This window comes from Pseudomonas sp. 2hn, from assembly GCF_019646095.1.
GTDB classification, from domain to species: domain Bacteria; phylum Pseudomonadota; class Gammaproteobacteria; order Pseudomonadales; family Pseudomonadaceae; genus Aquipseudomonas; species Aquipseudomonas peradeniyensis.
This window is the reverse complement of record NZ_CP081016.1, coordinates 3,911,946-3,937,900: the sequence shown is the minus strand read 5'-3', so window position 1 is coordinate 3,937,900 and position 25,955 is coordinate 3,911,946. Positions and strand designations below refer to the sequence as shown.

The window sequence follows — 25,955 nt, the reverse complement described above, 5'->3', positions numbered from 1 at the left end:
GCAGCCCCGGCGATCTTCGCATCAACGCTGAGATCCTGGGGCCGCTTCGCGGCCCTTTCGCGGCGCAAGGCCGCTTCTACACGGGAAGCGCGGTTAGAGCGGATTGACGTGCCCGAACAACCCCTGCGAGACCTTCACGCGCTGTTCGGCATCCTCGCTGCGACCTTCCTTGGCCAGCATCTCCAGGTGCGCCTCGATGGCGTGGGTGCGCTGGGTCAGGCCGCAGTCATTGGCGATCTGGATGTTCAGGCCGGGACGTGCGTTGAGCTCGAGGATCAGCGGACCCTTGTCCTGGTCCAGAACCATGTCCACGCCGATGTAGCCCAAGCCGCACAACTCGTAGCAGCTGGCGGCGAGCTTCATGAAACCGTCCCAGTTCGGCAGTTGCACGCCGTCCACCGCGTTGGTGGTGTCCGGGTGCTTGCTGATGATCTTGTTCAGCCAGGTGCCGCGCAAGGTCAGGCCGGTGGCCAGGTCCACGCCCACGCCGATGGCGCCCTGGTGCAGGTTGGCCTTGCCGCCGGACTGGCGGGTCGGCAGGCGCAGCATGGCCATCACCGGGTAGCCCATCAGCACGATGATGCGGATGTCCGGCACGCCTTCGTAGCTGATGCTCTTGAAGATCTGGTCCGGGGTGACCCGGTACTCGATCAGCGCGCGGTCGCGGTGCCCGCCCAGCGAGTACAGGCCGGTGAGGATGCTGGAGATCTGGTGCTCGATCTCCTCGTGGCTGATGATCTTGCCCGACACCGTGCGGTAGCGGTCCTCGAAGCGGTCGGCGATCACCAGGATGCCGTCACCGCCGGCGCCCTGGGCCGGCTTGATGACGAAGTCGCTGCGCCCGCCGATGATCTCGTCGAGTTTCTCGATCTGCTTCTCGGTCTCGATGATGCCGTACATTTCCGGCACATGGATGCCGGCCGCCAGGGCGCGCTCCTTGGTGATGATCTTGTCGTCGACGATCGGGTACAGGTGGCGCTTGTTGTACTTCAACACGTAGTCCGCGTTGCGCCGGTTGATACCCATGATGCCCCGGGCCTCCAGGGCTTTCCACGTCTTGATCAGGCCAAACATCAGGCGTCAGCCTTCTTCAGGAATGCCTTGAAGCGCACGAGCTCGGTCAGGCGGTAGCCGCGGTAGCGACCCATCGCCAGCATGAAGCCCACCAGGATCAGCAGCACCGCCGGGAAGGTGAAGACGAAGTACACCGCTTCCGGCACGGTCATCAGCAGGTGCGCGATGGAGGCGGCGAACAGGGTGCCGACGGCCACTTTCATGGCATGGCCGCCGCCACGCTCTTCCCAGGTGATCGACAGGCGCTCGATGGTCATGGTCAGGATCACCATCGGGAACAGTGCCACCGACAGCCCGCGCTCCAGGCCCAGCTTGTGGCTGAACAGGCTGATGGCGGCGATCAGCACCACGACGAAGGTCAGTACCACCGACAGGCGCGGCAGCATCTGCAGCTTGAGGTGCTCAAGGTATGAGCGCAGCGACAGGCCCAGGGCGGTGATCACCGTGAACAGGATGATGCCAAAGCCCAGCTGGGTCTCGCGGAAGGCCAGGGCGATCAGCACCGGGGTGAACGTACCCAGGGTCTGGATGCCGATCAGGTTGCGCAGCACCAGGATCACCAGCACGCCGATCGGGATCATCACCATGATCATGAAGGTCTGCTGGGTCTGCAACGGCAGGCCGTACAGCGAGTATTCGAGGAAGTCGGCGTCGGTGTTCTCGTCGGTCAGCTTGGCCAGGCGGATGGCGTTCATCTCGCTGTTGTTCATGCTGAAGGTGACGGTGGCCTTCTTGCCGCCATCGACGGTGATCAGGTTGTCGTCACCGGTCCACCACAGCAGGCGGTCGCTGGGCAGGCCCTGCTCGCCGGTCTCTGGGTTGAAGTACAGCCAGTCGTTGCCGTTGAAGCTGCGCAGCCACAGTTCGGGGCTCTGCGGGGTATCGGCCACCAGGCGGATGGTGTGGACCTTCTCCAGCGGCACGTGGGCGATGGACAGCAGCAGGTCGATGACCTGGGCTTTTTTCAGCGGCGAGTTGTCGCCGGCCAGCAGCAGCTTGGCGTTGTCGTCGTTGGCATTGTTGACCCGCTTGATGGTCTCGCTGACGAAGGTCTCGACGTCGGCCGAGTGCTGGCGGATCGGTGCCATCAGCGCATCGGCGGCGATTTTCTCCGGGCCCTCGACGGCCAGGCTGTCGCGGAAGGTCGGGCCCTTGATCTTGGTCTTTTCGTTGCTGTAGCGCTTGGTCAGCACCAGGCGGTAGTAGAGGGTCTGGTTGCCGCTGGCGCGACGGGCCGACCAGGTCACCTTGCGGTTGCCGTCGGCGCGGTTGACGCTGACCCCGTAGTTGTTGGAGATGAAGCTCTCGTTGAGGCTGACGTAGTCACGGTTCAGCGGGGGCACGAACATCTGCACCTTGACCGGGTCCTTGGCGCTGGCGACGAACTCGACCTTGGCGTCGATGTTCCACAGGTCGTCGGTCTCGTCCTCGGTCACCGGGATGCCGAGGGCGAAGATCTGGTAGGCCGTGATCGCGATGCCCAGCACTACCAGGACGGTGATCAGGACTTTCAGGTGAAGGGTAAGAGAGCGCATCGGAATTACTCTGCTTTGGGAGCTTCGGTGGCGCAGGCAGGTTTGCCGGCCGCGTATTTAAGGCTTGGGTCGACCAGCGCACCGAAGTGCTTGAGGGCCTCGGAACCGATCAGCAGCGGGAACTGGAAGGCGCTGCGGTCGGTGAGGTTGACCTCGATGGTGCGTTGCGTCTGGCCCATGCAGATCTCGAGTTCGATGACCGGACGGGCGGTGTAGGCCTTGCCGGATTCGGCATCATAGTCCCCGGCGCGGCGCTTGATCTTGCTGACGCGGGCCAGGGGGCGTTCGATGGGGTGTTTGTGCGCGGCGTCGATGGCCAGGTAGAAGCGCACCCAGCTCTCGCCGTTGCGCTTGAAACGCTTGATGTCGCGGGCGCTGAGCGAGGCGGTCTTGGCGCCGGTGTCGAGCTTGGCCGCCACTTCCAGGTCAAGGTCGCCCAGGCGGGCGTACTCGTTCAGACCGTACACGGTCTTCTCGGCCGCGGGCGCGAGCGCCGGCAGCAGGGTCAGGCAGAGCAGCAATAAAGCGGGTTTGAGTCTCATAATCCTGGCGCGGTGCTGTGCAGGTTTCAGGGCAAGGCGACTGGCCAAGCGTCCTCATTGATCTGTCAACAACATGAAATGATGACAGACACACTATCCATGCTCCCGAAGGAGCGCGGCATTCTATCACGCCGATGTCTTGACGCCAGCGCGCCCGCGATCAGACCCCATGAAAGCGGGGTAAGTTCGTTATTAGACGATTGTCGACAATATTCTTTTTGTCTTTGACTCCAGTCCTCTATTTGGCTAGTTTTGGCGTCACTGATTCTGAAGGTGTCGACAATCATGCTGGACACAGCCCCGGCCACCCCATTGCCCCAGGACGAGACCGAGACCCTCTCGGAGCACGTCTTCCGCTGCATCCAGGCCGCCATCGTCAAGGGCGACATCGCGCCCGGCAGCAAGATCTCCGAGCCGGAGCTGGCGCGCACCTACGGCATCAGTCGCGGCCCGCTGCGCGAGGCGATCCATCGCCTGGAGGGCCAGCGCCTGCTGGTGCGCGTGCCCCATGTCGGCGCCCGGGTGGTGTCGCTGAGCCATGCCGAGCTGATCGAACTGTACGAAATCCGCGAATCCCTAGAAGGCATGGCCTGTCGCCTGGCCGCCGAGCGCATGAGCCAGGCGGCCATCGACGAGCTGCGCCACGTGCTCGACACCCACGAGCGCGATGCCGCGTTCCAGGCCGGGCAGGGCTACTACCAGCAGGAAGGCGACTACGACTTCCACTACCGGATCATCCAGGGCAGCGGCAACCAGACGCTGTACAAGATGCTCTGCGGCGAGCTGTACCAGCTGGTGCGCATGTACCGCATCCAGTTCTCCAGCACGCCCAACCGCCCGCGCCAAGCCTTCGCCGAGCACCACCGCATCCTCGATGCCATCGAAGCTCGCGACGGCGAACTGGCAGAACTCCTGATGCGTCGCCACATCGGCGCATCCAAACGCAATATCGAGCGCCACTACCAAGGTGCCGACAACAATAGCCCACGAGGTGAGTCATGACAGTGAAGAGCACGCCCGGCCAGCGTTTCCGTGACGCGGTCGCCGCCGAACATCCGCTGCAGGTGGTCGGGACCATCAACGCCAACCACGCCCTGCTGGCCAAGCGCGCCGGCTTCAAGGCCATCTACCTGTCCGGCGGCGGTGTCGCCGCCGGCTCCCTGGGCCTGCCGGACCTGGGCATCAGCGGCCTGGACGACGTGCTCACCGACGTACGGCGCATCACCGACGTCTGCGACCTGCCGCTGCTGGTGGATGTCGACACCGGCTTCGGCGCCTCGGCCTTCAACGTCGCCCGCACCGTCAAGTCGATGAGCAAGTTCGGCGCCGCCGCCATTCATATCGAGGACCAGGTCGGCGCCAAGCGCTGCGGCCACCGCCCGAACAAGGAGATCGTCTCGCAGCAGGAGATGGTCGACCGCATCAAGGCCGCCGTGGATGCCCGCAGCGACGACAGCTTCGTGATCATGGCGCGCACCGACGCGCTGGCAGTGGAAGGCCTGAACGCCGCCCTGGACCGCGCTGCCGCCTGCATCGAGGCCGGCGCCGACATGATCTTCCCGGAAGCCATTACCGAGCTGTCGATGTACAAGACCTTCGCCGACCGGGTGAAGGCACCGATCCTGGCCAACATCACCGAGTTCGGCGCCACGCCGCTGTACACCACCGAGGAACTGGCTTCGGTCGACGTGTCGCTGGTGCTGTACCCGCTGTCGGCCTTCCGCGCCATGAACAAGGCGGCCGAGAACGTCTACACCGCGCTGCGCCGCGACGGCACCCAGAAAAACGTGATCGACACCATGCAGACCCGCATGGAGCTCTACGATGCCATCGGCTACCACGCCTTCGAGCAGAGCCTCGATGCATTGTTCGCCCAGAAGAAAGGGTAGAAAGGCCTGACGCTGTACCTGTAGGAGCGGGCTTGCCCCGCGAATGCGCTGGTACAGCCACCCCTGATTAGCCAGAAAAGACTTCGATAACAAATTCAAGAAAGGAGAAACACCATGGCCGAAGCAAAAGTACTCAGTGGCGCGGGCCTGCGTGGCCAGGTGGCCGGCCAGACCGCGCTGTCGACCGTCGGCCAGGCCGGGGCCGGCCTGACCTACCGCGGCTATGACGTGCGTGACCTGGCCGCCGGCGCCGAGTTCGAGGAAGTCGCCTACCTGCTGCTGTACGGCGAGCTGCCGAGCAAGGCGGAGCTTGCCGACTACAAGCGCAAGCTCAAGGGCCTGCGCGACCTGCCGCAAGCGCTGAAGGAAGTGCTCGAGCGCATCCCGCGCGACGCCCACCCGATGGACGTGATGCGCACTGGCTGCTCGGTGCTCGGCACCCTGGAGCCGGAACTGACCTTCGACGCCCAGCGCGAGAAGACCGACCGCCTGCTGGCGCTGTTCCCGGCGGTGATGTGCTACTGGTACCGCTTCACCCACCACGGCGTGCGCATCGACTGCACCAGCGACGAGGACACCCTCGGCGGCCACTTCCTGCACCTGCTGCACGGCAAGAAACCGAGCGCGCTGCACGTCAAGGTGATGAACGTCTCGCTGATCCTCTACGCCGAGCACGAGTTCAACGCCTCGACCTTCACCGCCCGGGTCTGCGCCTCGACCCTGTCCGACCTGTACTCCTGCGTGACCGCGGCCATCGGCTCGCTGCGCGGCCCGCTGCACGGCGGCGCCAACGAAGCGGCGATGGAACTGATCGAACGCTTCCAGACTCCGCAGGAAGCCACCGCCGAGCTGCTGCGCATGCTCGAGCGCAAGGACAAGATCATGGGCTTCGGCCATGCCATCTATAAAGAGTCCGATCCGCGCAACGAGGTGATCAAGGGCTGGTCGAAGCAACTCGCCGACGAAGTCGGTGACAAGGTCCTGTACCCGGTTTCCGAAGCCATCGACAAGACCATGTGGGAGCAGAAGCGCCTGTTCCCCAACGCCGACTTCTACCATGCCTCGGCGTACCACTTCATGGGCATCCCGACCAAGCTGTTCACCCCGATCTTCGTCTGCTCGCGCCTGACCGGCTGGGCCGCGCACGTGTTCGAACAGCGCGCCAACAACCGCATCATCCGCCCGAGCGCCGAGTACGTCGGCGTCGAGCAGCGCCAGTTCGTGCCGATCGAGCAGCGTTGATTAGAAGAGTCAGGCTGTAGGTCTGTTGTGGGAGCGGGCTTGCCCCGCGATTGCGCCAGCAGGTTCAACCTCGCTGGCGCATGCGACGCAATCGCGGGGCAAGCCCGCTCCCACGAATCTGCCGATGCCTGCCCAGGTAAACCGTGACCGAGCCCGATAACGATATGAACACCGCATTCCGCAAGAACCTGCCAGGCACCGCCCTGGACTACTTCGACGCCCGTGCCGCGGTCGAGGCGATCAAGCCCGGCGCCTACGACGGCCTGCCGTACACCTCCCGCGTGCTGGCCGAGAACCTGGTGCGCCGCTGTGACCCAGCCACCCTCAACGCCTCGCTGGAACAACTGATCGAGCGCAAGCGCGACCTCGACTTCCCCTGGTTCCCGGCCCGCGTCGTGTGCCACGACATCCTCGGCCAGACCGCCCTGGTCGACCTGGCCGGCCTGCGCGACGCCATCGCCGACAAGGGCGGCGATCCGGCCCAGGTCAACCCGGTGGTGCCGGTGCAGCTGATCGTCGACCACTCGCTGGCCGTCGAATGCGGCGGCTTCGACCCGCAGGCGTTCGAGAAGAACCGCGCCATCGAGGACCGCCGTAACGAAGACCGTTTCCACTTCATCAACTGGACCAAGCAGGCGTTCAAGAACGTCGACGTGATCCAGCCGGGCAACGGCATCATGCACCAGATCAACCTGGAGAAGATGTCGCCGGTGATCCACAACGATCGCGGCGTGGCCTACCCGGACACCTGCGTCGGCACCGACAGCCACACCCCGCACGTGGATGCCCTGGGTGTGATCGCCATCGGCGTCGGCGGCCTGGAAGCCGAGAACGTGATGCTCGGCCGCGCCTCGTGGATGCGCCTGCCGGAGATCGTCGGTGTCGAGCTGACCGGTCGCCTGGCACCGAACATCACCGCCACCGACCTGGTGCTGGCGCTCACCGAGTTCCTGCGCAAGCAGAAGGTGGTCGGCGCCTACCTGGAGTTCCACGGTGCCGGCGCCAGCGCGTTGACCCTGGGCGACCGCGCCACCATTTCGAACATGGCCCCGGAATACGGCGCCACCGCGGCGATGTTCGCCATTGACCAGCAGACCATCGACTATCTCAAACTCACCGGCCGCGATGACCAGCAAGTGCAGTTGGTGGAAACCTACGCCAAGGCCACCGGCCTGTGGGCCGACAGCCTGGCCAAGGCCGAGTACGAGCGCACCCTGAGCTTCGACCTGTCGAGCGTGGTGCGCAACATGGCCGGCCCGTCCAACCCGCACGCCCGGGTGGCCACCAGCGACCTGGCGGCCAAGGGCATCGCCGGCCAGTGGCAAGAAGTGCCGGGGCAGATGCCGGATGGCGCGGTGATCATCGCCGCCATCACCAGCTGCACCAACACCAGCAACCCGCGAAACGTGATCGCCGCCGGCCTGCTGGCGCGCAACGCCAACAAGCTCGGCCTGGTCCGCAAGCCATGGGTCAAGTCGTCGCTGGCGCCGGGCTCCAAGGCCGTGCAGCTGTACCTCAAGGAAGCAGGGCTGGAGCAGGAACTGGAGCAACTGGGCTTCGGTATCGTCGCCTTCGCCTGCACCACCTGCAACGGCATGTCCGGCGCGCTGGACCCGGTGATCCAGCAGGAAATCATCGACCGCGACCTGTACGCCACCGCCGTGCTTTCGGGCAACCGCAACTTCGACGGGCGCATCCACCCGTACGCCAAGCAGGCGTTCCTGGCTTCGCCGCCCTTGGTGGTGGCCTACGCCATTGCCGGCACCATCCGCTTCGATATCGAGAAGGATGTGCTGGGCGTGGTCGACGGCAAGGAGATCCGCCTGAAGGACATCTGGCCGAGCGATGAAGAGATCGACGCCGTGGTGCGTGCCTCGGTCAAGCCCGAGCAGTTCCGCCAGGTGTACATCCCGATGTTCACCATCGAGGAAGACAAGGGGCCGAAAGTCGCGCCGCTGTATGAATGGCGCCCGATGAGCACCTACATCCGTCGCCCGCCGTATTGGGAAGGCGCCCTGGCCGGTGAGCGTACCCTGCGTGGCATGCGCCCGCTGGCGGTGCTGCCGGACAACATCACCACCGACCACCTGTCACCGTCCAATGCCATCATGCTCGACAGCGCTGCTGGTGAGTATCTGGCGAAGATGGGCCTGCCGGAGGAGGACTTCAACTCCTACGCCACCCACCGCGGTGACCACCTGACCGCCCAGCGCGCCACCTTCGCCAACCCCAAACTGTTCAACGAAATGGTGCGCAAGGACGACGGCAGCGTGAAGCAGGGTTCGCTGGCGCGCCTGGAGCCGGAAGGCAAGGTGACCCGCATGTGGGAGGCCATCGAGACCTACATGGAGCGCAAGCAGCCGCTGATCATCGTTGCCGGTGCCGACTACGGCCAGGGCTCGTCCCGTGACTGGGCGGCCAAGGGCGTGCGCCTGGCTGGTGTCGAGGCCATCGTCGCCGAAGGCTTCGAGCGTATCCACCGCACCAACCTGGTGGGCATGGGCGTGCTGCCGCTGGAGTTCAAGCCGGGCACCGACCGCAAGACCCTGGGCCTGGACGGCAGCGAGACCTACGACGTGCTCGGCGAGCGCACGCCACGGGCGACGCTGACCCTGGTGGTGACGCGGCGCAACGGCGAACGTGTCGAGGTGCCGGTGACCTGCCGCCTGGATACCGCCGAAGAGGTGTCGATCTACGAGGCGGGTGGCGTGTTGCAGCGCTTTGCCCAGGACTTCCTGGAAGGCGCGGCCTGAGTGAGCGGGGCCGCGTTGCGGCCCTTTCGCGGCACAAGGCCGCTCCTACAGGTGATCGCGTGTCTCTGTAGGAGCGGCCTTGTGCCGCGAAAGGGCTGCAACGCAGCCCCAGGGATGTTCGCCGAAACGAAAAGATCAGGAAACACGACAATGGCCCACGTACCCCAAGTAAGAATCCCCGCCACCTATATTCGTGGCGGCACCAGCAAAGGCGTTTTCTTCCGCCTCCAGGACCTGCCCGAGCGCGCCCAGGTCCCGGGCCCGGCCCGTGACGCCCTGCTGCTGCGGGTAATCGGCAGCCCCGACCCGTACGGCAAGCAGATCGACGGCATGGGCGGCGCCACCTCCAGCACCAGCAAGACGGTGATCCTGTCGAAGAGCCTCAAGGCCGACCACGACGTCGACTACCTGTTCGGCCAGGTGTCGATCGACAAGGCCTTCGTCGACTGGAGCGGCAACTGCGGCAACCTGTCCGCCGCGGTCGGCTCGTTCGCCATCAGCGGCGGGCTGGTCGATGCCAGCCGCATCCCGCGCAATGGCATCGCCACCGTGCGGATCTGGCAGGCCAACATCGGCAAGACCATCATCGCCCATGTGCCGATCACCGAAGGCGAGGTGCAGGAAACCGGCGATTTCGAGCTCGATGGCGTGACCTTCCCGGCCGCCGAGGTGCAGCTGGAGTTCCTCGACCCGGCCGCTGACGATGACGGTGACGGCGGGGCGATGTTCCCCACCGGCAATCTGGTCGACGACCTCGAGGTGCCGGGTGTCGGCACCTTCAAGGCGACCCTGATCAACGCCGGCATCCCGACCATCTTCGTCAATGCCGCCGATATCGGCTATACCGGTACCGAGCTGCAGGACGCCATCAATGGCGATGCCGCGGCATTGCAGCGTTTCGAGACCATCCGTGCCCATGGCGCGGTGCGCATGGGGCTGATCGAGCACATCGACCAGGCCGCCGGGCGCCAGCACACGCCAAAGGTGGCGTTCGTCGCGGCGCCGACCGGCTATACCTCCTCCAGTGGCAAGGTTGTCGCCGCCGAGGACGTCGACCTGCTGGTGCGCGCGCTGTCGATGGGCAAGCTGCACCACGCGATGATGGGTACCGCGGCAGTCGCCATCGGCACCGCCGCGGCGATCCCGGGTACGTTGGTCAACCTTGCCGCCGGTGGCGGCGAACGAAGTGCCGTGCGTTTCGGTCATCCGTCCGGGACGTTGCGGGTCGGGGCCGAGGCGCGTCGAGTGGACGGGCAATGGACCGTGACCAAGGCAATCATGAGCCGAAGTGCTCGGGTGCTGATGGAGGGCTGGGTGCGCGTGCCCGGTGATAGCTTCTAAACGCACCATCAGCGCTCGGCTTTTCTGGCCCATCGCGGGGCAAGCCCGCTCCCACGCAAAATATACGGTTGGCGTGGGAGCGGGCTTGCCCCGCGATGGGCTGCACAGCAGCCCTTTTTCAAGGAGCCACGAATGAGCGCAAACGTAGACCTCAACACCCGCCCTGACTACGACCAGGTCCTGCAGACCCTCGCCGACTACGTGCTCGGCTACCACGTGGATTCCCCCGAAGCCCTCAGCACCGCCCGCCATTGCCTGATGGACACCCTGGGCTGCGGCCTGCTGGCCCTGCGCTTCCCCGAATGCACCAAACACCTCGGCCCGCTGGTCGAGGGCACCATTGTTCCACATGGCGCCCGCGTGCCCGGCACCAGCTACCGCCTCGACCCGGTCAAGGCCGCCTGGGACATCGGCTGCATTGTCCGCTGGCTGGACTACAACGACACCTGGCTGGCGGCGGAGTGGGGCCATCCCTCGGACAACCTCGGCGGCATCCTGGCGGTCACCGACCACCTGTCGCAACAGCGCGTGGCTAATGGCGAGGCGCCCCTGGTCATGCGCGAGGTGCTCGATGCCATGGTCATGGCCCACGAGATCCAGGGCGTGCTGGCGCTGGAGAACTCCTTCAACCGGGTCGGCCTGGACCATGTGCTGTTGGTCAAGGTCGCCTCCACCGCGGTCTGCGCCAAGCTGATGGGCGCCAATCGCGAGCAACTGCTGTCGGCGCTGTCCCACGCCTTCGTCGATGGCCAGGCCCTGCGCACCTACCGCCATGCGCCCAATGCCGGCTCGCGCAAGTCATGGGCGGCGGGGGATGCCTCCAGTCGCGGCGTGCGCCTGGCCGATATCGCCCTGCGTGGCGAGATGGGCGTGCCCGGTGCGCTGACCGCCAGACAGTGGGGCTTCTACGATGTGTCGTTCAGCCACACCAACAAGGACCTGGCGCTCAAGCCCGAACCGCTGCGTGAACTGCGCCTGCCGCAGCCATTGGGCAGCTACGTGATGGAAAACGTGCTGTTCAAGATCAGCTTCCCCGCCGAGTTCCACGCCCAGACCGCCTGCGAAGCCGCGGTGACCCTGCACCCGCAGGTGCGCAACCGCCTGCACGAGATCGACCGGATCGTCATCACCACCCATGAGTCGGCGATTCGCATCATTTCCAAGGAAGGGCCGCTGGCCAATGCTGCGGACCGTGATCACTGCCTGCAGTACATGACCGCCGTGCCGCTGATCTTCGGCGACCTGGTGGCTGAGCACTACGAGGATGCCTTCCATGCCGCGCACCCGAGCATCGACCGGCTGCGCGAGAAGATGGTGATCGTCGAGGAGCCGCGCTTCAGTCGCGAGTACCTGGAGGCCGACAAACGCTCCATCGCCAATGGCGTGCAGGTGTTCTTCAAGGACGGCTCGCACACGCCGCAGGTGGTGGTGGAGTACCCGATCGGGCATCGGCGTCGGCGGGAGGAGGGGATGCCGTTGCTCGAGGCCAAGTTCCGCGAGAACCTGGCGACGCGATTTGCGCGGCAGCGCTGTGAGCAAATCTTCGAACTGTGCAGGGATCAGCAGGCGCTTGAGCAGATGGCGGTGCACTGCTTTGTTGAACTGTTCGTGATCTGAGCTGGCCTGTACCGGCCTCTTCGCGGCTAAAGCCGCTCCCACAGAAGACCCGAAATCTTCAAGATTCCGATGGGCCTGTGGGAGCGGCTTTAGCCGCGAAGAGGCCAGCAAAGCCAGCACAAACAGCACAAAAAAGCCCCGGCATTTCTGCCGGGGCTTCTTCTTGTAGTTTGCAGCTTACAACTTGCCGCTCAGCTTACGCCTGAACCACCGGGATCTTGGCGTTGGCGGCCGCTTCGCGGAACTCGGCGATCTGGTCGAAGCTCAGGTAGCGGTAGACGTCGGCAGCCATGCTGTCGATGTCTTTCGCGTACTGCATGTACTCCTCGACGGTCGGCAGCTTGCCGATGATCGAAGCGACCGCAGCCAGCTCGGCCGAGGCCAGGTACACGTTGGTGGCGTCGCCCAGACGGTTCGGGAAGTTACGGGTCGAGGTGGAGACCACGGTGGAACCGGTCTGCACACGTGCCTGGTTACCCATGCACAGCGAGCAGCCTGGCATTTCCATGCGCGCGCCAGCCTTGCCGTAGATGCCGTAGTAGCCTTCCTCGGTCAGCTGGTGGGCGTCCATCTTGGTTGGCGGAGCCAGCCACAGACGGGTCGGAATGCCACCCTTGACCTTGTCCAGCAGCTTGCCGGCGGCGCGGAAGTGACCGATGTTGGTCATGCACGAGCCGATGAACACTTCGTCGATCTTCTCGCCCTGTACCGAGGACAGCAGGCGGGCATCGTCCGGGTCGTTCGGCGCGCAGAGCACAGGCTCCTTGACGTCGGCCAGGTCGATCTCGATGATCTCGGCGTATTCGGCATCGGCGTCGGCCGACAGCAGCTCAGGCTTGGCCAGCCAGGCTTCCATGGCCTGGGCGCGGCGCTCCAGGGTGCGGGCATCGCCGTAGCCTTCGCCGATCATCCAGCGCAGCAGGGTGATGTTGGACTGCAGGTACTCGGCGATGGCCTTCTCTGGCAGCTTGATGGTGCAACCGGCGGCGGAACGTTCGGCCGAGGCGTCGGACAGCTCGAAGGCTTGCTCGACGGTCAGGTCGTTCAGGCCTTCGATCTCCAGGATGCGGCCGGAGAAGGCGTTCTTCTTGCCTTTCTTCTCGACGGTCAGCAGGCCTTTCTGGATGGCGTAGTAAGGGATGGCATGGACCAGGTCACGCAGGGTGATGCCAGGCTGCAGCTTGCCCTTGAAGCGAACCAGGATCGACTCCGGCATGTCCAGCGGCATGACGCCGGTGGCGGCGGCGAAGGCTACCAGGCCGGAACCGGCCGGGAACGAGATGCCGATCGGGAAGCGGGTGTGCGAGTCGCCACCGGTGCCGACGGTGTCAGGCATCAGCATGCGGTTCAGCCAGCTGTGGATGATGCCGTCGCCTGGACGCAGCGACACGCCGCCACGGGTGCGGATGAAGTCTGGCAGGGTGTGGTGGGTGGTGACGTCGATCGGCTTCGGATAGGCCGCGGTGTGGCAGAACGACTGCATCACCAGGTCGGCGGAGAAGCCCAGGCACGCCAGGTCTTTCAGCTCGTCGCGGGTCATCGGGCCCGTGGTGTCCTGGGAACCGACGGTGGTCATCTTCGGCTCGCAGTAGGCACCTGGACGCACGCCCTGGCCTTCCGGCAGGCCGCAGGCGCGACCGACCATCTTCTGCGCCAGGGTGAAGCCCTTGGTCGAAGCGGCTGGCTGCTCGGGTTTCTTGAACAGGTCCGATGGGGCCTGGCCCAGTTCGGCGCGGGCTTTCTCGGTCAGGCCACGGCCGACGATCAGCGGGATACGGCCACCGGCGCGAACTTCGTCGAGCAGTACTTCGGTTTTCAGCTCGAAGTTGGTGACCAGTTCGTCGCTGCCGTGACGGCGTACTTCACCCTTGAACGGGTAGACGTCGATGACGTCGCCCATGGCCAGGTTGGTGCAGTCGAATTCGATCGGCAGGGCGCCGGCGTCTTCCATGGTGTTGTAGAAGATCGGAGCGATCTTGGTGCCGAAGCAGAAACCACCGGCGCGCTTGTTCGGAACAAACGGGATGTCGTCGCCGAAGAACCACAGCACCGAGTTGGTGGCGGATTTACGCGAGGAGCCGGTACCGACCACGTCACCGACGTAGGCAACCGGGAAGCCTTTGGCCTTGACCGCTTCGATCTGGGCCAGCGGGCCGACCGAACCTGGCTGCTGCGGCTCGATGCCGTCGCGGGCCATTTTCAGCATGGCCAGGGCGTGCAGCGGGATGTCAGGGCGCGACCAGGCGTCCGGGGCAGGGGACAGGTCGTCGGTGTTGGTTTCGCCAGGTACCTTGAACACGGTCAGGGTGTACTTGTCGGCGATCGCCGGACGGCTGGTGAACCACTCGCCGGCAGCCCAGGACTCCAGTACGGCCTTGGCGTGGGCGTTGCCCGCCTTGGCTTTTTCGGCCACATCGTGGAAGGCATCGAACATCAGCAGGGTGTGCTTGAGCTGTTCGGCCGCGACGGCGCCCAGTTCGGCGTCGTCCAGCAGCGCGACCAGCGTCTCGATGTTGTAGCCGCCCTGCATGGTGCCCAGCAGCTCGGTGGCGTGCTTGCGGTCGATCAGCGGGGACTTGGCTTCACCCTTGGCGACGGCGGAGAGGAACGCGGCCTTGACGTAGGCGGCTTCGTCCACCCCTGGCGGAACGCGGTTGGTGATCAGGTCTACGAGGAAGGCTTCTTCGCCGGCCGGCGGGTTTTTCAGCAGCTCGACCAGGCCTGCAGTTTGTTCGGCGTTCAGCGGCTGGGGCACGATACCCAGAGCGGCACGCTCTTCGATGTGTTTGCGGTAGGCTTCAAGCACAGTTATTACCCTCATCAGTGGTCCCTAAAGGGAGTCCGGGACGCTCATCCAGCATTCCCATGCACCCATGCGCTCAAGACGGCTTTTTGGGCCGGCAAGCCAGGGTCGCAGAGAATCCTTACAGAAGCTGCTTTCAAAGTTTTACGCCTGTAGAACGGAAGGCTGATGAGGGGTTGGCCGTGACCATGCGCGCTTGCATGGACAGGGCCAACGCCGTTCTACCGGATGAACTGTGCTCGTGACGCTTTGAAAACAGCTTCCAACGGACATTGTTGCCTTGAAAAGGCGGAGTGATTCTACGGCAAAAATAAGCCGAAAGTAAGGCGGCGTAGATGACTTTAACGGGTGACCCTGGTTAGACAAAGGGCTAACATGAACCGGTGTTCCACCGCCAAGCCGTTGTTTCTACATGTCCAACCAATCCATCAAGACCCCTTGCGTCGGCCTGTGCTCCACGGTCTACGGCGACCTGGTGTGCCGCGGCTGCAAGCGCTTTCACCACGAAGTGATCCACTGGAACGGTTACGACGACGAGCAGAAGCGCGCGGTCTGGCTGCGCCTGGAGCAACTGCTGGTGCAGGTGATGATGGCCAAGCTGGAAGTGTTCGACAAAGCGCTGCTGCGCCAGCAACTGGAGCAGCGTTCGATCCGCTTCGTGGCGCATCAGTCGGAGTATTGCTGGGCGTATCAGCTGATCGCCCGCGGGGCGCGGATGATCCGTGACCTGGAGGCGTACGGGATGGCGCTGCTGCCGGAGTTCCGCGATTGGGAGTTGCCGCAGTTGCGCGATGCCATCGACCGGGAGTTCTTCCTGTTGTCGGAGGCGCATTACCAGCGCTATATCGCGCCGAGCTTTTTGCGTGATGCCCTGGATCGCGGGCAGGACTGAAGCGCTGGAGTGATAGTGCTGGCCTCTTCGCGGGTTTACCCGCGAAAAGGCCGGTGCAGATCAGTCGCCAGTGTACTCGCAACCGCTGGTGCAGGTCTCGTGGATACGCACCTTCGACAGCTCCGGCAGCAGCGGCTTGACCTGGTCCCAGATCCACTTGGCGATCACTTCGCTGGTGGGGTTTTCCAAGCCGGGAATATCGTTCAGGTAGTTGTGGTCCAGTTGCTCGTAGATCGGCTTGAAGATCGCCTTGATCTCGGAGAAGTCGCGGATCCAGCCGGTGTGCGGATCGAGCGGGCCGGTCAGGTGCAGGGCGACCTTGAACGAGTGACCATGCAGGCGACCGCACTTGTGGCCGGCAGGGACGTTGGGCAGGCGGTGAGCCGATTCGAAGGTAAATTCCTTAAAGATTTCCACGCTGGCATAACTCTGTGTGAATCAACGATGCGCGCAGTCTACCAGCATGCCCGCTACAAGGCTTGCAACCGATCCTGCAACCGCCCGGTGGCGATCAGCTCCAGCAGTTCGTCGCCCAGGCGCCGGCTTTCGGCCATGGCCTGGTACCAGTAGCGCCTGCGGCCCGGCGCATCGCCCATGAAGCGCTTGAAGTCGTTGCGGTCCGGCAGCTTGCCGTAGGGCAGGGCGGCCAGGTACTGCGGCGACGGGGTCATCAGCAGCACGTTCTGCAGGCGCGTGGCGTCGCCCTTGCGCCAGGGCAGGGCCTTGTCGAACCAGCCGGGCACCACCTTGTCGGTGAAGTGCGGGTAGAGCACCAGGTCGTCGCCCTGGTAGGGCAGGTCCAGGTGATAGTCGAGCAGGCCGCCGTCGCGGTAGGTGCCAGCGCCGGCGCCGGGGATGTCGCGCACGCCTTCCATGACCATGGGGATCGAGCCCGAGGCGAGCAGGGCGTGGCGCAGGTTGGCCAGGTCCAGCGGCAGGCTGCGCGACGGGAAGTCGGTCAGTGGCTCAAGCGGCGGGGCGGCGCGTTGGTCGTGGAGGATGACCCGCTCGAAATGCCGGCCCAGGCGCGAGCGCCCCAGCAGGTTGCTGGCAATCACCGAGGACAGGCCCATGCCCAGGCGGCCGCGGTGGTCGTGGGCGAGCTGGCCATGGCTCTTCACCACCAGGATGTTCAGGCGATAGTGCGGGTTGGCCAGGACCTGCCCGTCGCGGCCTTGCAGCAGGTCGTCGAGCATGCGCTGGCAGCTCTGGCTGATTTCTTTAGGTGTCACGCCCTTGGCGAAGTCCTGCTCGGTGTACAGCTCGCCCAGACGGCGGATGCCGGCGACCGGGTCGTCGAGGCAGGCGCTGGCGAAGCGCCAGGCACCGATCGAGGCGCCGATCAGCGCACGCTGGCGCGGCGCGCTGGGCAGCCATTCACCGAACAACGCCAAGTCCAGGCCCTGGATCCCCAGCGGCTTGGGGCCACCGGCGGCGCCCGGCAGCACACCGACATCTTCGGCCCGCAGGCCGCGCTCGCGGATCTGGCGCAGGGCACGCTGGCCGGCCTTGAAGGTCAGGGCGGGGTACTTGATGTGGATGGCGCTCATGGCGGGGTCTCGGGTGGGGCAGGCGGGCAGTATAGAGTGTATCGCTGGGCTGGACGTACACATCCCCCTCTGTAGGAGCGGCCTTGTGCCGCGAAAGGGCTGCGCAGCAGCCCCGGCGATCTTTGCATCAACGCTGAAATCCCGGGGCTGCTTTGCAGCCCTTTCGCGGCACAAGGCCGCTCCTACAAAGGGACTGCGCATGGGCACCAAGAGCTGCGCTATCATGCGGCCAGCTGTTTTCAGGTTGAGTTAAGGACCGGTGGTTAATCTTAACCCCGTAGACAAATTACATATCTCGCTGGAGAGAACCTCATGAAAACGTTGACTGCCCTGTTCACCGCCGCTGCCCTCGCTTTTGGTGCCAACGCCGCCTTCGCCAAGGACGTGCAGCCCGACGAAGTGGTCAAGCTGGTGAACGCCAAGACCATCAAGTCGCTGGACGAGCTCAAGGCCGCCGCCGTCGCCAAGCACCCCGGCGCCACCGTGACCGACTCGGAACTCGAAAACGAGTATGGCCGCTACATCTACAAGGTCGACCTGCGCGATGCCCAGAACGTCGAATGGGATGTGGACCTTGACGCCAAGACCGGTGAAGTCCTGAAGGACGAGCGAGACAACTGATGCCTGCACTACCGCGAACGGCACGCTACCTGGCCTTGGCCCTGATGGTCGTGTGTTCGCTGGCCGCCGCGCGCGACCTGGATCAGGATGAAGCCCTGGCCCTTCGGCAAAAGGGCATCATCCTGCCGCTGGAGCAACTGCTCGAGTCCGCCCTGGGGCGTTACCCCGGGGCGCGGCTGTTGGAAGCGGAGCTGGAAGAGAAGCACGAGCGCTACGAGTACGAGGTTGAACTGCTGACCCCGGCTGGCGTGGTGCGCGAGATCAAGCTCGATGCCCGCACCGGCGAGTTGCTCAAAGACGAGGAAGACGACTGAATGCGCCTGCTGCTTGTCGAGGACAATGTCCCCCTGGCCGACGAACTGACCGCCGCCCTGCAACGCCAGGGCTACGCCGTGGACTGGCTGGCCGATGGCCGCGATGCGGTGTACCAGGGCCAGAGCGAACCCTACGACCTGATCATCCTCGACCTCGGCCTGCCCGGCTTGCCGGGGCTCGAGGTGCTGGCGCAGTGGCGCGCGGCCGGCCTGGCCACCCCGGTGCTGATCCTCACCGCCCGCGGCTCCTGGGCCGAGCGGATCGAGGGGCTCAAGGCAGGCGCCGACGACTACTTGAGCAAGCCGTTCCACCCCGAGGAGCTGCAACTGCGCATCCAGGCCCTGCTGCGTCGGGCCAAGGGGCTGGCCAACCAGCCGAAGCTGGAAGCGGCCGGCCTGCACCTGGACGAATCGCGCCAGTGCGTGAGCCGCGAGGGTGTCGATGTCCAGCTCACCGCCGCCGAGTTCCGACTGCTGCGCTACTTCATGCTGCACCCGGGGCAGGTGCTGTCCAAGAGCCACCTGGCCGAGCACCTGTATGACGGCGAAACCGAGCGCGACTCCAACGTGCTGGAAGTGCACGTCAATCACCTGCGACGCAAACTCGGCCGCAGCGTGATCGAGACCCGTCGCGGCCAGGGCTACGTGTACGCCGGGAGCGCCGCGTGAAGTCGATCCAGGCGCGCCTGAGCCTGGGCCTGGTGGCGGTGCTGGTGGTGGTGGGGCTGGCCCTGGCGCAGTTGACCCTGTGGCTGTTCGAGGCTGGCCTGCAACGCTACCTGGAAGCCGGCCTGCGCAAGGAAAGCGAGAACCTGCTGGTGGCGCTGGTGCGTGGCCCGTCCGGCCTGCAACTGGACGAGCGACGGCTGTCGGCGGCTTATCAGCAGCCGTTCTCGGGCTATTACTTCCGTATCGATTTCGACCAGGGCACCTGGCGCTCGCGTTCGTTGTGGGACATGGATATGCCCAAGCCCGGCAAGCCGGGGCTGGACGATGGCCACGAGCTGGGCCCCGAGGGTCAGCAACTGCTGGCCTATCGTGGTGATTACCGGCGCCTGGGGCAGGACATCTCGATCAGCGTGGCCCAGGATTATTCGCCGGTGCGCGAGGGCTTCCGGCACATGCAGCAGATCGGCCTGGGCCTGGGCCTGGTGGCGTTGCTGCTGGTGCTGGTGCTGCAGCGCATCACCGTGACCCGCTCGCTGCGCCCGCTGGAGCGGGCGCGCCAGCAGATCGCCCAACTGCAGCAGGGCCAGCGTTCGCAACTGGACGCCGAGGTGCCCAGCGAGCTGCAACCACTGGTGGACCAGATCAACCACCTGCTGGCCCACACCGAGGACAGCCTGCGCCGCTCGCGCAATGCCCTGGGCAACCTCGGCCATGCCTTGAAGACGCCACTGGCGGTACTGCTCAGCCTGGCCGCCAGCGAGCGCCTGCAGGGGTTGCCCGAGGTGCGGGCACAAATGCGCGAGCAGCTGGAGCAGATCCAGCAGCGCCTGGCACGCGAGCTCAACCGTGCGCGCCTGGCCGGCGACGCGCTGCCGGGCGCGCAGTTCGACTGCGACGCCGAGTTGCCGGGGCTGCTGGCGACCCTGGGCATGATCCATGGCGAAGGCCTGCTGCTCGAACGCGATGTACCGCCCGGGTTGTTGCTGCCCTGGGACCGTGAGGACCTGCTGGAGTTGCTCGGCAACCTGCTGGACAACGCCTGCAAATGGGCCGACAGCGAGGTGCGCCTGGGTATCGCGCCGATCGCCGAGGGTTACCAACTGTGGGTGGACGACGATGGCCCGGGCATCCCCGAGACGCAGCGGCTGCAGGTGCTCGAGCGCGGCTCGCGGCTGGACGAGCAGGTCGACGGCCATGGCCTGGGGCTGGGCATCGTGCGCGATATCGTCGAGGCCTGGGGCGGGCGGATTGCGCTGCTGGAAAGCCCACAGGGCGGGCTGCGGGTCAGCATTGATCTGCCGCGCAAAGGACGTTGATCCGGGCTATGCAAGGCCCTGTAGGAGCGGCCTTGTGCCGCGAAAGGGCTGCGCAGCAGCCCCGACGATTTTGCATGATGTAGAGATCGTGGGGCCGCTACGCGCCCCTTTCGCGGCACAAGGCCGCTCCTACAGGGGATGCGCATAAGCGGATCAACCCTGCAAAAAAATTGCAGCACAGCCGCAGTTTTTTGAATTGGCCCGTCACTGTCCACTCCCGGCACAATCCCTCCCCACGAAACCCTGCGGTTTCCATCTCTCCATGGACGGAGTCCCTTGCGCCATTGCATTGCGCAACACAGGGCCCAGGCCGGTCGCGCTGGGCTTTCTTTTTCCGCACAAGAACACGATCCGAATACCTCGATGCCTGCCTCGCGTCCCCCATCCCGCTTGCAGCGCCTGCTTCCGGCGCCCCTGAACATTCCCCCAAAAGAGTGGCTGCGCGCTGGCCTCGGCGCGCTGCTCGGCCTGTTTCTCGCCGGCTACCTGTGCAGCCTGGCCTACGGCCCATCCATCGCCCTGCACCTGCTTGGCCCGTTGGCCGCCTCGGCGGTGCTGGTGTTCGCCGTGCACTCCGGGCCCCTGGCCCAGCCCTGGCCGGTGCTGGGCAGCTATGCCGTGGCCGGCGTGGTGGGCCTGGCCATGCGCCACGGTTTCGGTGATGGCCTGTGGGTGGCGGCCGCCGCGCTGGGTGTCGCGATCCTGGTGATGTGCCTGCTGCGCTGCCTGCACCCGCCCGGTGGCGGCGTGGCGGTGAGCGCGGTGCTGGCCGATCCGGGCCTGGTGGCCATGGGCGACCACCTGCTCGAACCGGTACTGCTCAATGCGCTGGTGCTGGTGGGCGTGGCTGTGCTGTACAACCGCCTGACCGGGGTTCGTTACCCCAAGGGAGCGGCGCCGCGCAAGGACCTGCACCATACCCACGATCCATTGCCAGGTGAGCGGGTCGGTATCCGTGGCGAAGACCTGGACCAGGCCCTGGCAGAGATCGGTGAATTCGTCGACGTCACCCGCGACGAGCTGGAACGCATCATCCTGGCCACCGAGCAGCATGCCCTGCAGCGCAGCCTGGGCGGCATCACCGCGCGCTCGGTGATGTCCCGTGACGTACAGGCCGCCACCCCGGCCACCACCCTGGAGCAGGCCTGGCGGATACTCGCCGATCATCACCTGAAGACCCTGCCGGTGCTGGAAGATGGCCGCCTGGTCGGCATCGTCAGCCTCAGCGACCTGATCGGCGCGGCAATGGCCCGTGGGCGGTTCAGCTGGCGTGGTCTGTTCCGTCGCCAGCCCGTGCGCCTGGAACAGGTGATGAGCCGCCAAGTGGTCAGTGTCGACGGCGAGCAACCCCTGGAACGCTTGCTGCCGTTGCTCAGTGAACAAGGCTTGCACTGCCTGCCGGTACTCGACGGCGAGCGTCTGGTGGGAGTGATCACCCAGACCGACCTGATCGCCGGCCTCAAGCGACACCTGCTCAGGGCCGCCGCGTCGGGCTTAGATCAGCGGGTCCCAGCGTTGTGACCAGTCACTCTCGCCGGCGGCCACCAGCCGGCGCAGTACCGCGAAGGCCCGCTGCAGCGCCTCGCTGTCACGCTCGCGGGCATGCACCAGGAAGGTCGGGTAGGTGAACTCCGGCGCCTGGGGCACGCGCTCGAACACGCCGCTTTGCAGGTAGGCCTGCACCACTCGCGTGCGGAAATAGCCGCTGCCGCCGCGGTCGAGGATGAACTGCAGGGCCAGTGGCCCAAGGTTGAAGCTCAAGGCCGGGCGTGACAGGTCGGGTAGGGCGGCATCGTGCTGGCGGCGGAATGCCTCGCCCCAGTCGATATAGACATACGGATCGGGTGCATCGACCCGACGCACGCGGATCAGCTTCTCTTCCATCAGTTGCTCGACCTGCAGGCCCGGGCCATAGGTCGGTTGGTAGACCAGCGCGGCATCGAGCAGCCCCATCTGCACCTTGCGCAACAGCGATTCGCCGTCGCTGACCTCGCTGCGGATGGCGTGGCTGGGCAGCTCGCAATGCAGGGCGCTGACCCAGTCGAGCAGCATCGGATTGCCCAGGCTCACCTCGGCGCCCACGTGCAGCACCTGCTGGCAGCCCTGGGGCAGCGGCAGGTCGCGGCGTGCCGCTTCCCAGGTCTGCACCAGCTGGTTGGCATAGCTGACGAACGCCTCGCCGTCGCTGGTGAGGCTGGCGCCATTGCGGCTGCGCACGAACAGCTGGCAGCCCAGTTGCTGCTCCAGGCGCTGGACCCGGGCGCTGATCGCGGTCTGCGACACGAACAGGCGCTCGGCGGCGGCGACCAGGCTGCCGCAGCGGACGATTTCCAGGAAGGTGCGGGCCTGCTCGATATCCATGGGGCGGTTCTGTGGCGGGAGGGGTGGCCTATTCTAGAGGCTTTGCACCGTTGTGGGGCGCTTAACCGCGCAATTGCGCCTCCAGGCTGGCGAAGGACGGGCGAGCCATCACATCGGCCTGTTGGCAGCTTAGCGCCAGTGCCAGCAACACGTGCTCCTGCGCGGCGCACTGCTGCAGCAGTTCCTCCAGGAGGATGCCGAAGGCGCGCACCTCCAGGCGTTCGAGCGCCTGGGCCTGGGCGCCGCCGTCCTGCGGATGGAACGAGGCGGCGCCGAAGTCACCCAGCAGGCACTGGCCATCGTCGTCGAACAGGATGTTGTGGGCATAGAGGTCGCCATGGCTCAAGCCACGCTCATGCAGGTGGGCGCAGACCGAGGCGATGCCACCGACCAGGCGGCGCAGGGCGGGCAGGGTCAGGGGGCGGTTGTCCGGGTAGCGGTCGCGGGTGCAGCTGTCGAGGCTGGGAGGACCGGCCAGGTTCGACCAGTGCGCGTCGATCAGTTGCATCACCAGGGCCGGTAGCTGTTGCGGGTGGTCGTCGATGCGTCCGGCCAGGCGCACCAGTTGCGGGTGGTCACCGGCGGCGATGCAGGCGCTCATTTCCGCCAGCGGCGAGCCATCGCTGGTGATCGCGCCCTTGTACAGCTTGACCGCCACCGGGGCATCCTGGTCGCGCAGGTGGGCACGGTGAATCACCCCGGAGGCGCCGCGGCCGAGTTCCTGCCCAAGGTCGATGTCCTGCCAGTGCAGCACAGGGCAGTGCCCGTCCGCGGCGGGCGCCACCAGGCCCGGCGGCAGTGGGTTGTCGGCATACGCCAGCCAGGCCAGGCGTGGCATGCGCAGCAGCCAGTCGGGCAGGGCCTGCAGGCGGTTGCTGGCGATGCGCAGCAGCTCCAGCCGTTCGCAGCGCGCCAGGCTTTGCGGCAGGCCGCGCAGGCGATTGCCGGCGAGCATCAGTTTCTGCAACTGAGCACAGTCGCCCAAGGCTTCGGGCAGTTGCTCCAGCGCGTTGTCGGTGAGCACCAGCGAACGCAGCGAGGGCGGCAGCGCCTGTGCGTCGACCCGGGTGATGCGGTTGCCCCTGAAACCTGCGGTCTCGAGCACCTGGCAACGGCCGATGGCGTGGGGCAGGTGGGTGAAGCGGTTGTTGGAGCAGAACAGCACCTTGAGCCGGGTCAGGCGGTGCAGGTCTGCGGGCAGGTCGCTCAGCCTGTTGCCGGTGAGGTCGAGCACCTCGAGGCTGTCGGCCAGGTCGAAGATCTCCCGGGGGAAATCGGTCAGTTCCTGGCAGAGGTTCAGGCGGGTGATGCCGCGCAGGCGGCCGGCGCGCAGGTCGTCGAGGGTATGCATGGGACTGTTCTGTGTTCGGGGCCGAGCATTGTAAGCGCTCGGGTGCGGCAAATCTGCATATGGGTTGCGACTTAAGTCCGATGGCGGCGCTGTCACCCCGGTCCATACTCAAGGTTCGCCCTTCAATAACAACAAGTACCGGGTTGCGAAACAATGACCTATCAGCACAGCTACGCCCATTCCATTTCCGATCCCGCCGCCTTCTGGCAGGCCCAGGCCGAGCAGCTGGCCTGGCAGCGCAAGCCGACCCAGGCCCTGCAGCAGAACGCCGACGGCACCCACCGCTGGTTCGCCGACGGCCGCCTCAACAGCTGCCACCTGGCCCTCGACCACCAGATCGAGCAGGGCCGTGGCGAACAGCTGGCGCTGATCTACGATTCGCCGGTGACCGGCGTGCAGCAGACCTTCACCTACCACCAGCTGCGCGACGAGGTGGCGCGTCTGGCCGGGCTGCTGCGTTCGCTGGGCGTGGGCAAGGGCGACGGGGTGATCATCTATATGCCGATGGTGCCCCAGGCGGCCATGGCCATGCTCGCCTGCGCCCGCATCGGCGCGGTGCATTCGGTGGTATTCGGCGGCTTTGCCGCCAACGAGCTGGCCCTGCGCATCGACGATGCCCGGCCGGCACTGCTGCTCACGGCCTCGTGCGGGCTGGAGTTCGACCGGGTGATCGAATACAAGCCCCTGGTCGACCGCGCCCTGCAGCTGGCCCTCCATCAGCCGCGGCATGTACTGGTGCTGCAACGCCCGCAGGCGCGTGCTGAGCTGCAGGCCGGGCGCGACCTGGACTGGCAGCAGGCGCTGGTCGGCGCCGAGCCGGTGGCACCAGTGGAGCTGGACGCGGGTGACCCGCTGTACATCATGTACACCTCCGGCACCACCGGCAAACCCAAGGGCATCGTTCGCGAGAACGGCGGCAACGCGGTCGCCCTGTGCTATGCCATGCGCCATGTCTACGGCATGCAGGCGGGTGATGTGTGGTGGGGGATTTCCGATGTGGGCTGGGTGGTCGGCCATTCGCTGATCGTCTATGGGCCGCTGATGAGCGGCTGTACCACGGTGTTCTACGAGGGCAAGCCGATCCGCACCCCGGATGCCTCGGCCTACTGGCGGGTGGTGGAGCAGTACAAGGTCAACGGCTTGTTCTGCGCACCCACCGCCATGCGTGCGATCCGCAAGGAGGATCCGGAAGGCGAGCTGATCCGCCGTCATGACCTCGGCTCGCTGCGCCAGCTGTTCCTGGCCGGAGAGAAGCTTGATTCGAGTACCCATGAATGGCTCGAGCGGGTCAGCGGCAAGCCGGTGCACGACCACTGGTGGCAGACCGAGACCGGCTGGCCGGTGACCGCGCCCTGCGTCGGCCTCGAAGGCAGCGCGGCGCGGCCGGGGTCGAGCAACCGCGCGGTACCGGGTTATCACGTGCAGGTGCTGGACGACGACGGCAAGCCGCTGGGGCCCAACCAGCAGGGCGCGATCGTCATCGCCCTGCCGTTGCCGCCGGGGTGCAGCCAGACGCTGTGGGGCGACCACGAGCGCTACCTGCAGGCGTACCTGCACAGCTACCCTGGCTATTACCACACCGGTGACGGTGGCTACCTGGACGAGGACGGCTTCGTCTACATCATGGGGCGCACCGATGATGTGATCAACGTCTCCGGGCATCGGTTGTCCACCGGTGAAATGGAGGACCTGGTGGCGCGTCATCCGGCAGTGGCCGAGTGCGCGGTGATCGGCGTGCACGACGAGATCAAGGGCCAGGTGCCGTTGGCACTGGTGGTGCTCAAGGACGGCCAGGGCATTGGCGAGGCGCAGTTGCAGGGCGAACTGGTGGCCAGCGTGCGCGAACAGATCGGTGCGCTGGCCTGCTTCAACCGGGTGCGCCTGGTCAAGCGCCTGCCCAAGACCCGCTCGGGCAAGATCCTGCGGGCGGTGCTGCGCAAGATCGCCGATGGGCAGGACTATGTGCCGCCCTCGACACTGGATGATCCGGCGGTGCTGGCTGAAATTGAAGGCGTGCTGGCAGACCTGCCCAGGGCAGGTTGAAGTCATCGCGGGGCAAGCCCGCTCCTACAGGGGGAGTGCAAT

At 65.7% G+C, this 25,955-nt stretch carries 21 protein-coding genes; 13 read left to right on the top strand and 8 right to left on the bottom strand.

Annotation, left to right across the window (positions count from 1 at the left end; genetic code table 11):
- Positions 1–93: 93 nt before the first annotated feature.
- The 3 genes from K2O50_RS17685 to K2O50_RS17675 are packed head-to-tail and all read right to left on the bottom strand — an operon-like array spanning position 94 to position 3,151.
- Positions 94–1,074: an alpha-L-glutamate ligase-like protein gene (locus tag K2O50_RS17685; RefSeq protein ID WP_028692610.1), complete on the bottom strand. Its 981-nt coding sequence runs from the start codon at positions 1,072–1,074 to the stop codon at positions 94–96.
- Positions 1,074–2,609 carry an inactive transglutaminase family protein gene (locus K2O50_RS17680; RefSeq protein WP_050705069.1) on the bottom strand — a complete coding sequence of 512 codons (1,536 nt, stop codon included), beginning with the start codon at positions 2,607–2,609 and terminating at the stop codon, positions 1,074–1,076. Before K2O50_RS17680 ends, K2O50_RS17685 begins: the two co-directional genes overlap by 1 nt.
- Before the next feature lie 5 nt (positions 2,610–2,614).
- Entirely contained in the window at positions 2,615–3,151 is a 537-nt protein-coding gene (locus K2O50_RS17675) for an ATP-dependent zinc protease (RefSeq protein WP_050705070.1), read from the bottom strand.
- A gap of 285 nt (positions 3,152–3,436) precedes the next feature.
- Between K2O50_RS17675 and K2O50_RS17670 the strand changes: the two genes are divergently transcribed.
- From K2O50_RS17670 to prpD, 6 genes are all read left to right on the top strand, one after another.
- The gene (locus K2O50_RS17670) at positions 3,437–4,153 is read left to right on the top strand and encodes a GntR family transcriptional regulator (RefSeq protein ID WP_050705071.1); all 717 of its coding nucleotides are present in this window, start codon (positions 3,437–3,439) and stop codon (positions 4,151–4,153) included.
- A complete protein-coding gene (prpB, locus tag K2O50_RS17665) occupies positions 4,150–5,040 on the top strand; it encodes a methylisocitrate lyase (protein WP_028692606.1) in 891 nt (296 codons plus the stop codon). Before K2O50_RS17670 ends, prpB begins: the two co-directional genes overlap by 4 nt.
- Positions 5,041–5,154: 114 nt before the next feature.
- Entirely contained in the window at positions 5,155–6,282 is a 1,128-nt protein-coding gene (gene prpC, locus K2O50_RS17660) for a 2-methylcitrate synthase (protein WP_050705072.1), read from the top strand.
- Positions 6,283–6,446: 164 nt separating this feature from the next.
- Positions 6,447–9,035, top strand: coding sequence for a Fe/S-dependent 2-methylisocitrate dehydratase AcnD (gene acnD, locus K2O50_RS17655; protein WP_050705073.1), 2,589 nt, complete (start codon positions 6,447–6,449; stop codon positions 9,033–9,035).
- A gap of 150 nt (positions 9,036–9,185) precedes the next feature.
- On the top strand, positions 9,186–10,376 hold the full coding sequence (prpF, locus tag K2O50_RS17650; RefSeq protein WP_050705074.1) for a 2-methylaconitate cis-trans isomerase PrpF: 1,191 nt from the start codon (positions 9,186–9,188) through the stop codon (positions 10,374–10,376).
- Between the two features lie 132 nt (positions 10,377–10,508).
- Positions 10,509–11,993, top strand: coding sequence for a 2-methylcitrate dehydratase (gene prpD, locus K2O50_RS17645; protein WP_220689921.1), 1,485 nt, complete (start codon positions 10,509–10,511; stop codon positions 11,991–11,993).
- 196 nt (positions 11,994–12,189) lie between these two features.
- On the opposite strand, the gene acnB is transcribed toward prpD, so the two are convergent.
- Positions 12,190–14,799 (bottom strand): bifunctional aconitate hydratase 2/2-methylisocitrate dehydratase, encoded by a 2,610-nt coding sequence (gene acnB, locus K2O50_RS17640; RefSeq protein ID WP_050705076.1) that lies wholly within the window; start codon positions 14,797–14,799, stop codon positions 12,190–12,192.
- Positions 14,800–15,208: 409 nt separating this feature from the next.
- Here acnB and K2O50_RS17635 point away from each other — a divergent pair, with 409 nt between their 5' ends.
- Positions 15,209–15,688: a DUF1289 domain-containing protein gene (locus K2O50_RS17635; RefSeq protein WP_050705077.1), complete on the top strand. Its 480-nt coding sequence runs from the start codon at positions 15,209–15,211 to the stop codon at positions 15,686–15,688.
- 60 nt (positions 15,689–15,748) lie between these two features.
- Here the strand turns inward: K2O50_RS17635 and queD are convergent, their stop codons facing one another.
- Both queD and K2O50_RS17625 read right to left on the bottom strand, forming a co-directional pair.
- Positions 15,749–16,105, bottom strand: coding sequence for a 6-carboxytetrahydropterin synthase QueD (queD, locus tag K2O50_RS17630; protein WP_023630589.1), 357 nt, complete (start codon positions 16,103–16,105; stop codon positions 15,749–15,751).
- Positions 16,106–16,158: 53 nt separating this feature from the next.
- Positions 16,159–17,238, bottom strand: a complete 1,080-nt coding sequence (locus tag K2O50_RS17625; protein WP_050705078.1) for a patatin-like phospholipase family protein — start codon at positions 17,236–17,238, stop codon at positions 16,159–16,161.
- Between the two features lie 312 nt (positions 17,239–17,550).
- Between K2O50_RS17625 and K2O50_RS17620 the strand changes: the two genes are divergently transcribed.
- The 5 genes from K2O50_RS17620 to K2O50_RS17600 all read left to right on the top strand — a co-directional run bounded on the left by K2O50_RS17620 (position 17,551) and on the right by K2O50_RS17600 (position 21,679).
- The gene (locus K2O50_RS17620; protein ID WP_050705079.1) at positions 17,551–17,859 is read left to right on the top strand and encodes a PepSY domain-containing protein; all 309 of its coding nucleotides are present in this window, start codon (positions 17,551–17,553) and stop codon (positions 17,857–17,859) included.
- The gene (locus K2O50_RS17615; protein WP_050705080.1) at positions 17,859–18,173 is read left to right on the top strand and encodes a PepSY domain-containing protein; all 315 of its coding nucleotides are present in this window, start codon (positions 17,859–17,861) and stop codon (positions 18,171–18,173) included. Before K2O50_RS17620 ends, K2O50_RS17615 begins: the two co-directional genes overlap by 1 nt.
- On the top strand, positions 18,174–18,842 hold the full coding sequence (locus K2O50_RS17610; protein ID WP_050705081.1) for a response regulator transcription factor: 669 nt from the start codon (positions 18,174–18,176) through the stop codon (positions 18,840–18,842). It abuts the gene before it with no gap.
- Complete coding sequence (locus tag K2O50_RS17605) at positions 18,839–20,158, top strand: sensor histidine kinase (RefSeq protein ID WP_050705082.1); 1,320 nt, start codon at positions 18,839–18,841, stop codon at positions 20,156–20,158. Before K2O50_RS17610 ends, K2O50_RS17605 begins: the two co-directional genes overlap by 4 nt.
- Positions 20,159–20,521: 363 nt before the next feature.
- Positions 20,522–21,679 (top strand): HPP family protein, encoded by a 1,158-nt coding sequence (locus K2O50_RS17600; protein WP_050705083.1) that lies wholly within the window; start codon positions 20,522–20,524, stop codon positions 21,677–21,679.
- Here the strand turns inward: K2O50_RS17600 and K2O50_RS17595 are convergent.
- Entirely contained in the window at positions 21,653–22,519 is an 867-nt protein-coding gene (locus K2O50_RS17595; RefSeq protein ID WP_050705084.1) for a LysR family transcriptional regulator, read from the bottom strand. The two genes, K2O50_RS17600 and K2O50_RS17595, sit on opposite strands and share 27 nt — an antisense overlap.
- A gap of 61 nt (positions 22,520–22,580) precedes the next feature.
- Positions 22,581–23,870, bottom strand: coding sequence for a leucine-rich repeat-containing protein kinase family protein (locus tag K2O50_RS17590; protein WP_050705085.1), 1,290 nt, complete (start codon positions 23,868–23,870; stop codon positions 22,581–22,583).
- A 153-nt stretch (positions 23,871–24,023) separates the two neighbouring features.
- Here K2O50_RS17590 and K2O50_RS17585 point away from each other — a divergent pair, with 153 nt between their 5' ends.
- Positions 24,024–25,913, top strand: a complete 1,890-nt coding sequence (locus tag K2O50_RS17585) for a propionyl-CoA synthetase (protein WP_050705086.1) — start codon at positions 24,024–24,026, stop codon at positions 25,911–25,913.
- Positions 25,914–25,955: the final 42 nt, after the last annotated feature.

Bases quoted from the DNA above. Each gene is read 5' to 3' on its own strand.
- K2O50_RS17680 (WP_050705069.1), bottom strand. From the start codon at position 2,609: ATGCGCTCTCTTACCCTTCACCTGAAAGTCCTGATCACCGTCCTGGTA.
- K2O50_RS17670 (WP_050705071.1), top strand. From the start codon at position 3,437: ATGCTGGACACAGCCCCGGCCACCCCATTGCCCCAGGACGAGACCGAG.
- prpC (WP_050705072.1), top strand. From the start codon at position 5,155: ATGGCCGAAGCAAAAGTACTCAGTGGCGCGGGCCTGCGTGGCCAGGTG.
- K2O50_RS17585 (WP_050705086.1), top strand. From the start codon at position 24,024: ATGACCTATCAGCACAGCTACGCCCATTCCATTTCCGATCCCGCCGCC.
- K2O50_RS17590 (WP_050705085.1), bottom strand. From the start codon at position 23,870: ATGCATACCCTCGACGACCTGCGCGCCGGCCGCCTGCGCGGCATCACC.
- K2O50_RS17675 (WP_050705070.1), bottom strand. From the start codon at position 3,151: ATGAGACTCAAACCCGCTTTATTGCTGCTCTGCCTGACCCTGCTGCCG.
- K2O50_RS17610 (WP_050705081.1), top strand. From the start codon at position 18,174: ATGCGCCTGCTGCTTGTCGAGGACAATGTCCCCCTGGCCGACGAACTG.
- acnD (WP_050705073.1), top strand. From the start codon at position 6,447: ATGAACACCGCATTCCGCAAGAACCTGCCAGGCACCGCCCTGGACTAC.
- K2O50_RS17595 (WP_050705084.1), bottom strand. From the start codon at position 22,519: ATGGATATCGAGCAGGCCCGCACCTTCCTGGAAATCGTCCGCTGCGGC.
- prpF (WP_050705074.1), top strand. From the start codon at position 9,186: ATGGCCCACGTACCCCAAGTAAGAATCCCCGCCACCTATATTCGTGGC.
- K2O50_RS17600 (WP_050705083.1), top strand. From the start codon at position 20,522: ATGCCTGCCTCGCGTCCCCCATCCCGCTTGCAGCGCCTGCTTCCGGCG.
- K2O50_RS17615 (WP_050705080.1), top strand. From the start codon at position 17,859: ATGCCTGCACTACCGCGAACGGCACGCTACCTGGCCTTGGCCCTGATG.
- K2O50_RS17620 (WP_050705079.1), top strand. From the start codon at position 17,551: ATGAAAACGTTGACTGCCCTGTTCACCGCCGCTGCCCTCGCTTTTGGT.
- K2O50_RS17625 (WP_050705078.1), bottom strand. From the start codon at position 17,238: ATGAGCGCCATCCACATCAAGTACCCCGCCCTGACCTTCAAGGCCGGC.
- prpB (WP_028692606.1), top strand. From the start codon at position 4,150: ATGACAGTGAAGAGCACGCCCGGCCAGCGTTTCCGTGACGCGGTCGCC.
- prpD (WP_220689921.1), top strand. From the start codon at position 10,509: ATGAGCGCAAACGTAGACCTCAACACCCGCCCTGACTACGACCAGGTC.
- K2O50_RS17685 (WP_028692610.1), bottom strand. From the start codon at position 1,074: ATGTTTGGCCTGATCAAGACGTGGAAAGCCCTGGAGGCCCGGGGCATC.
- K2O50_RS17635 (WP_050705077.1), top strand. From the start codon at position 15,209: ATGTCCAACCAATCCATCAAGACCCCTTGCGTCGGCCTGTGCTCCACG.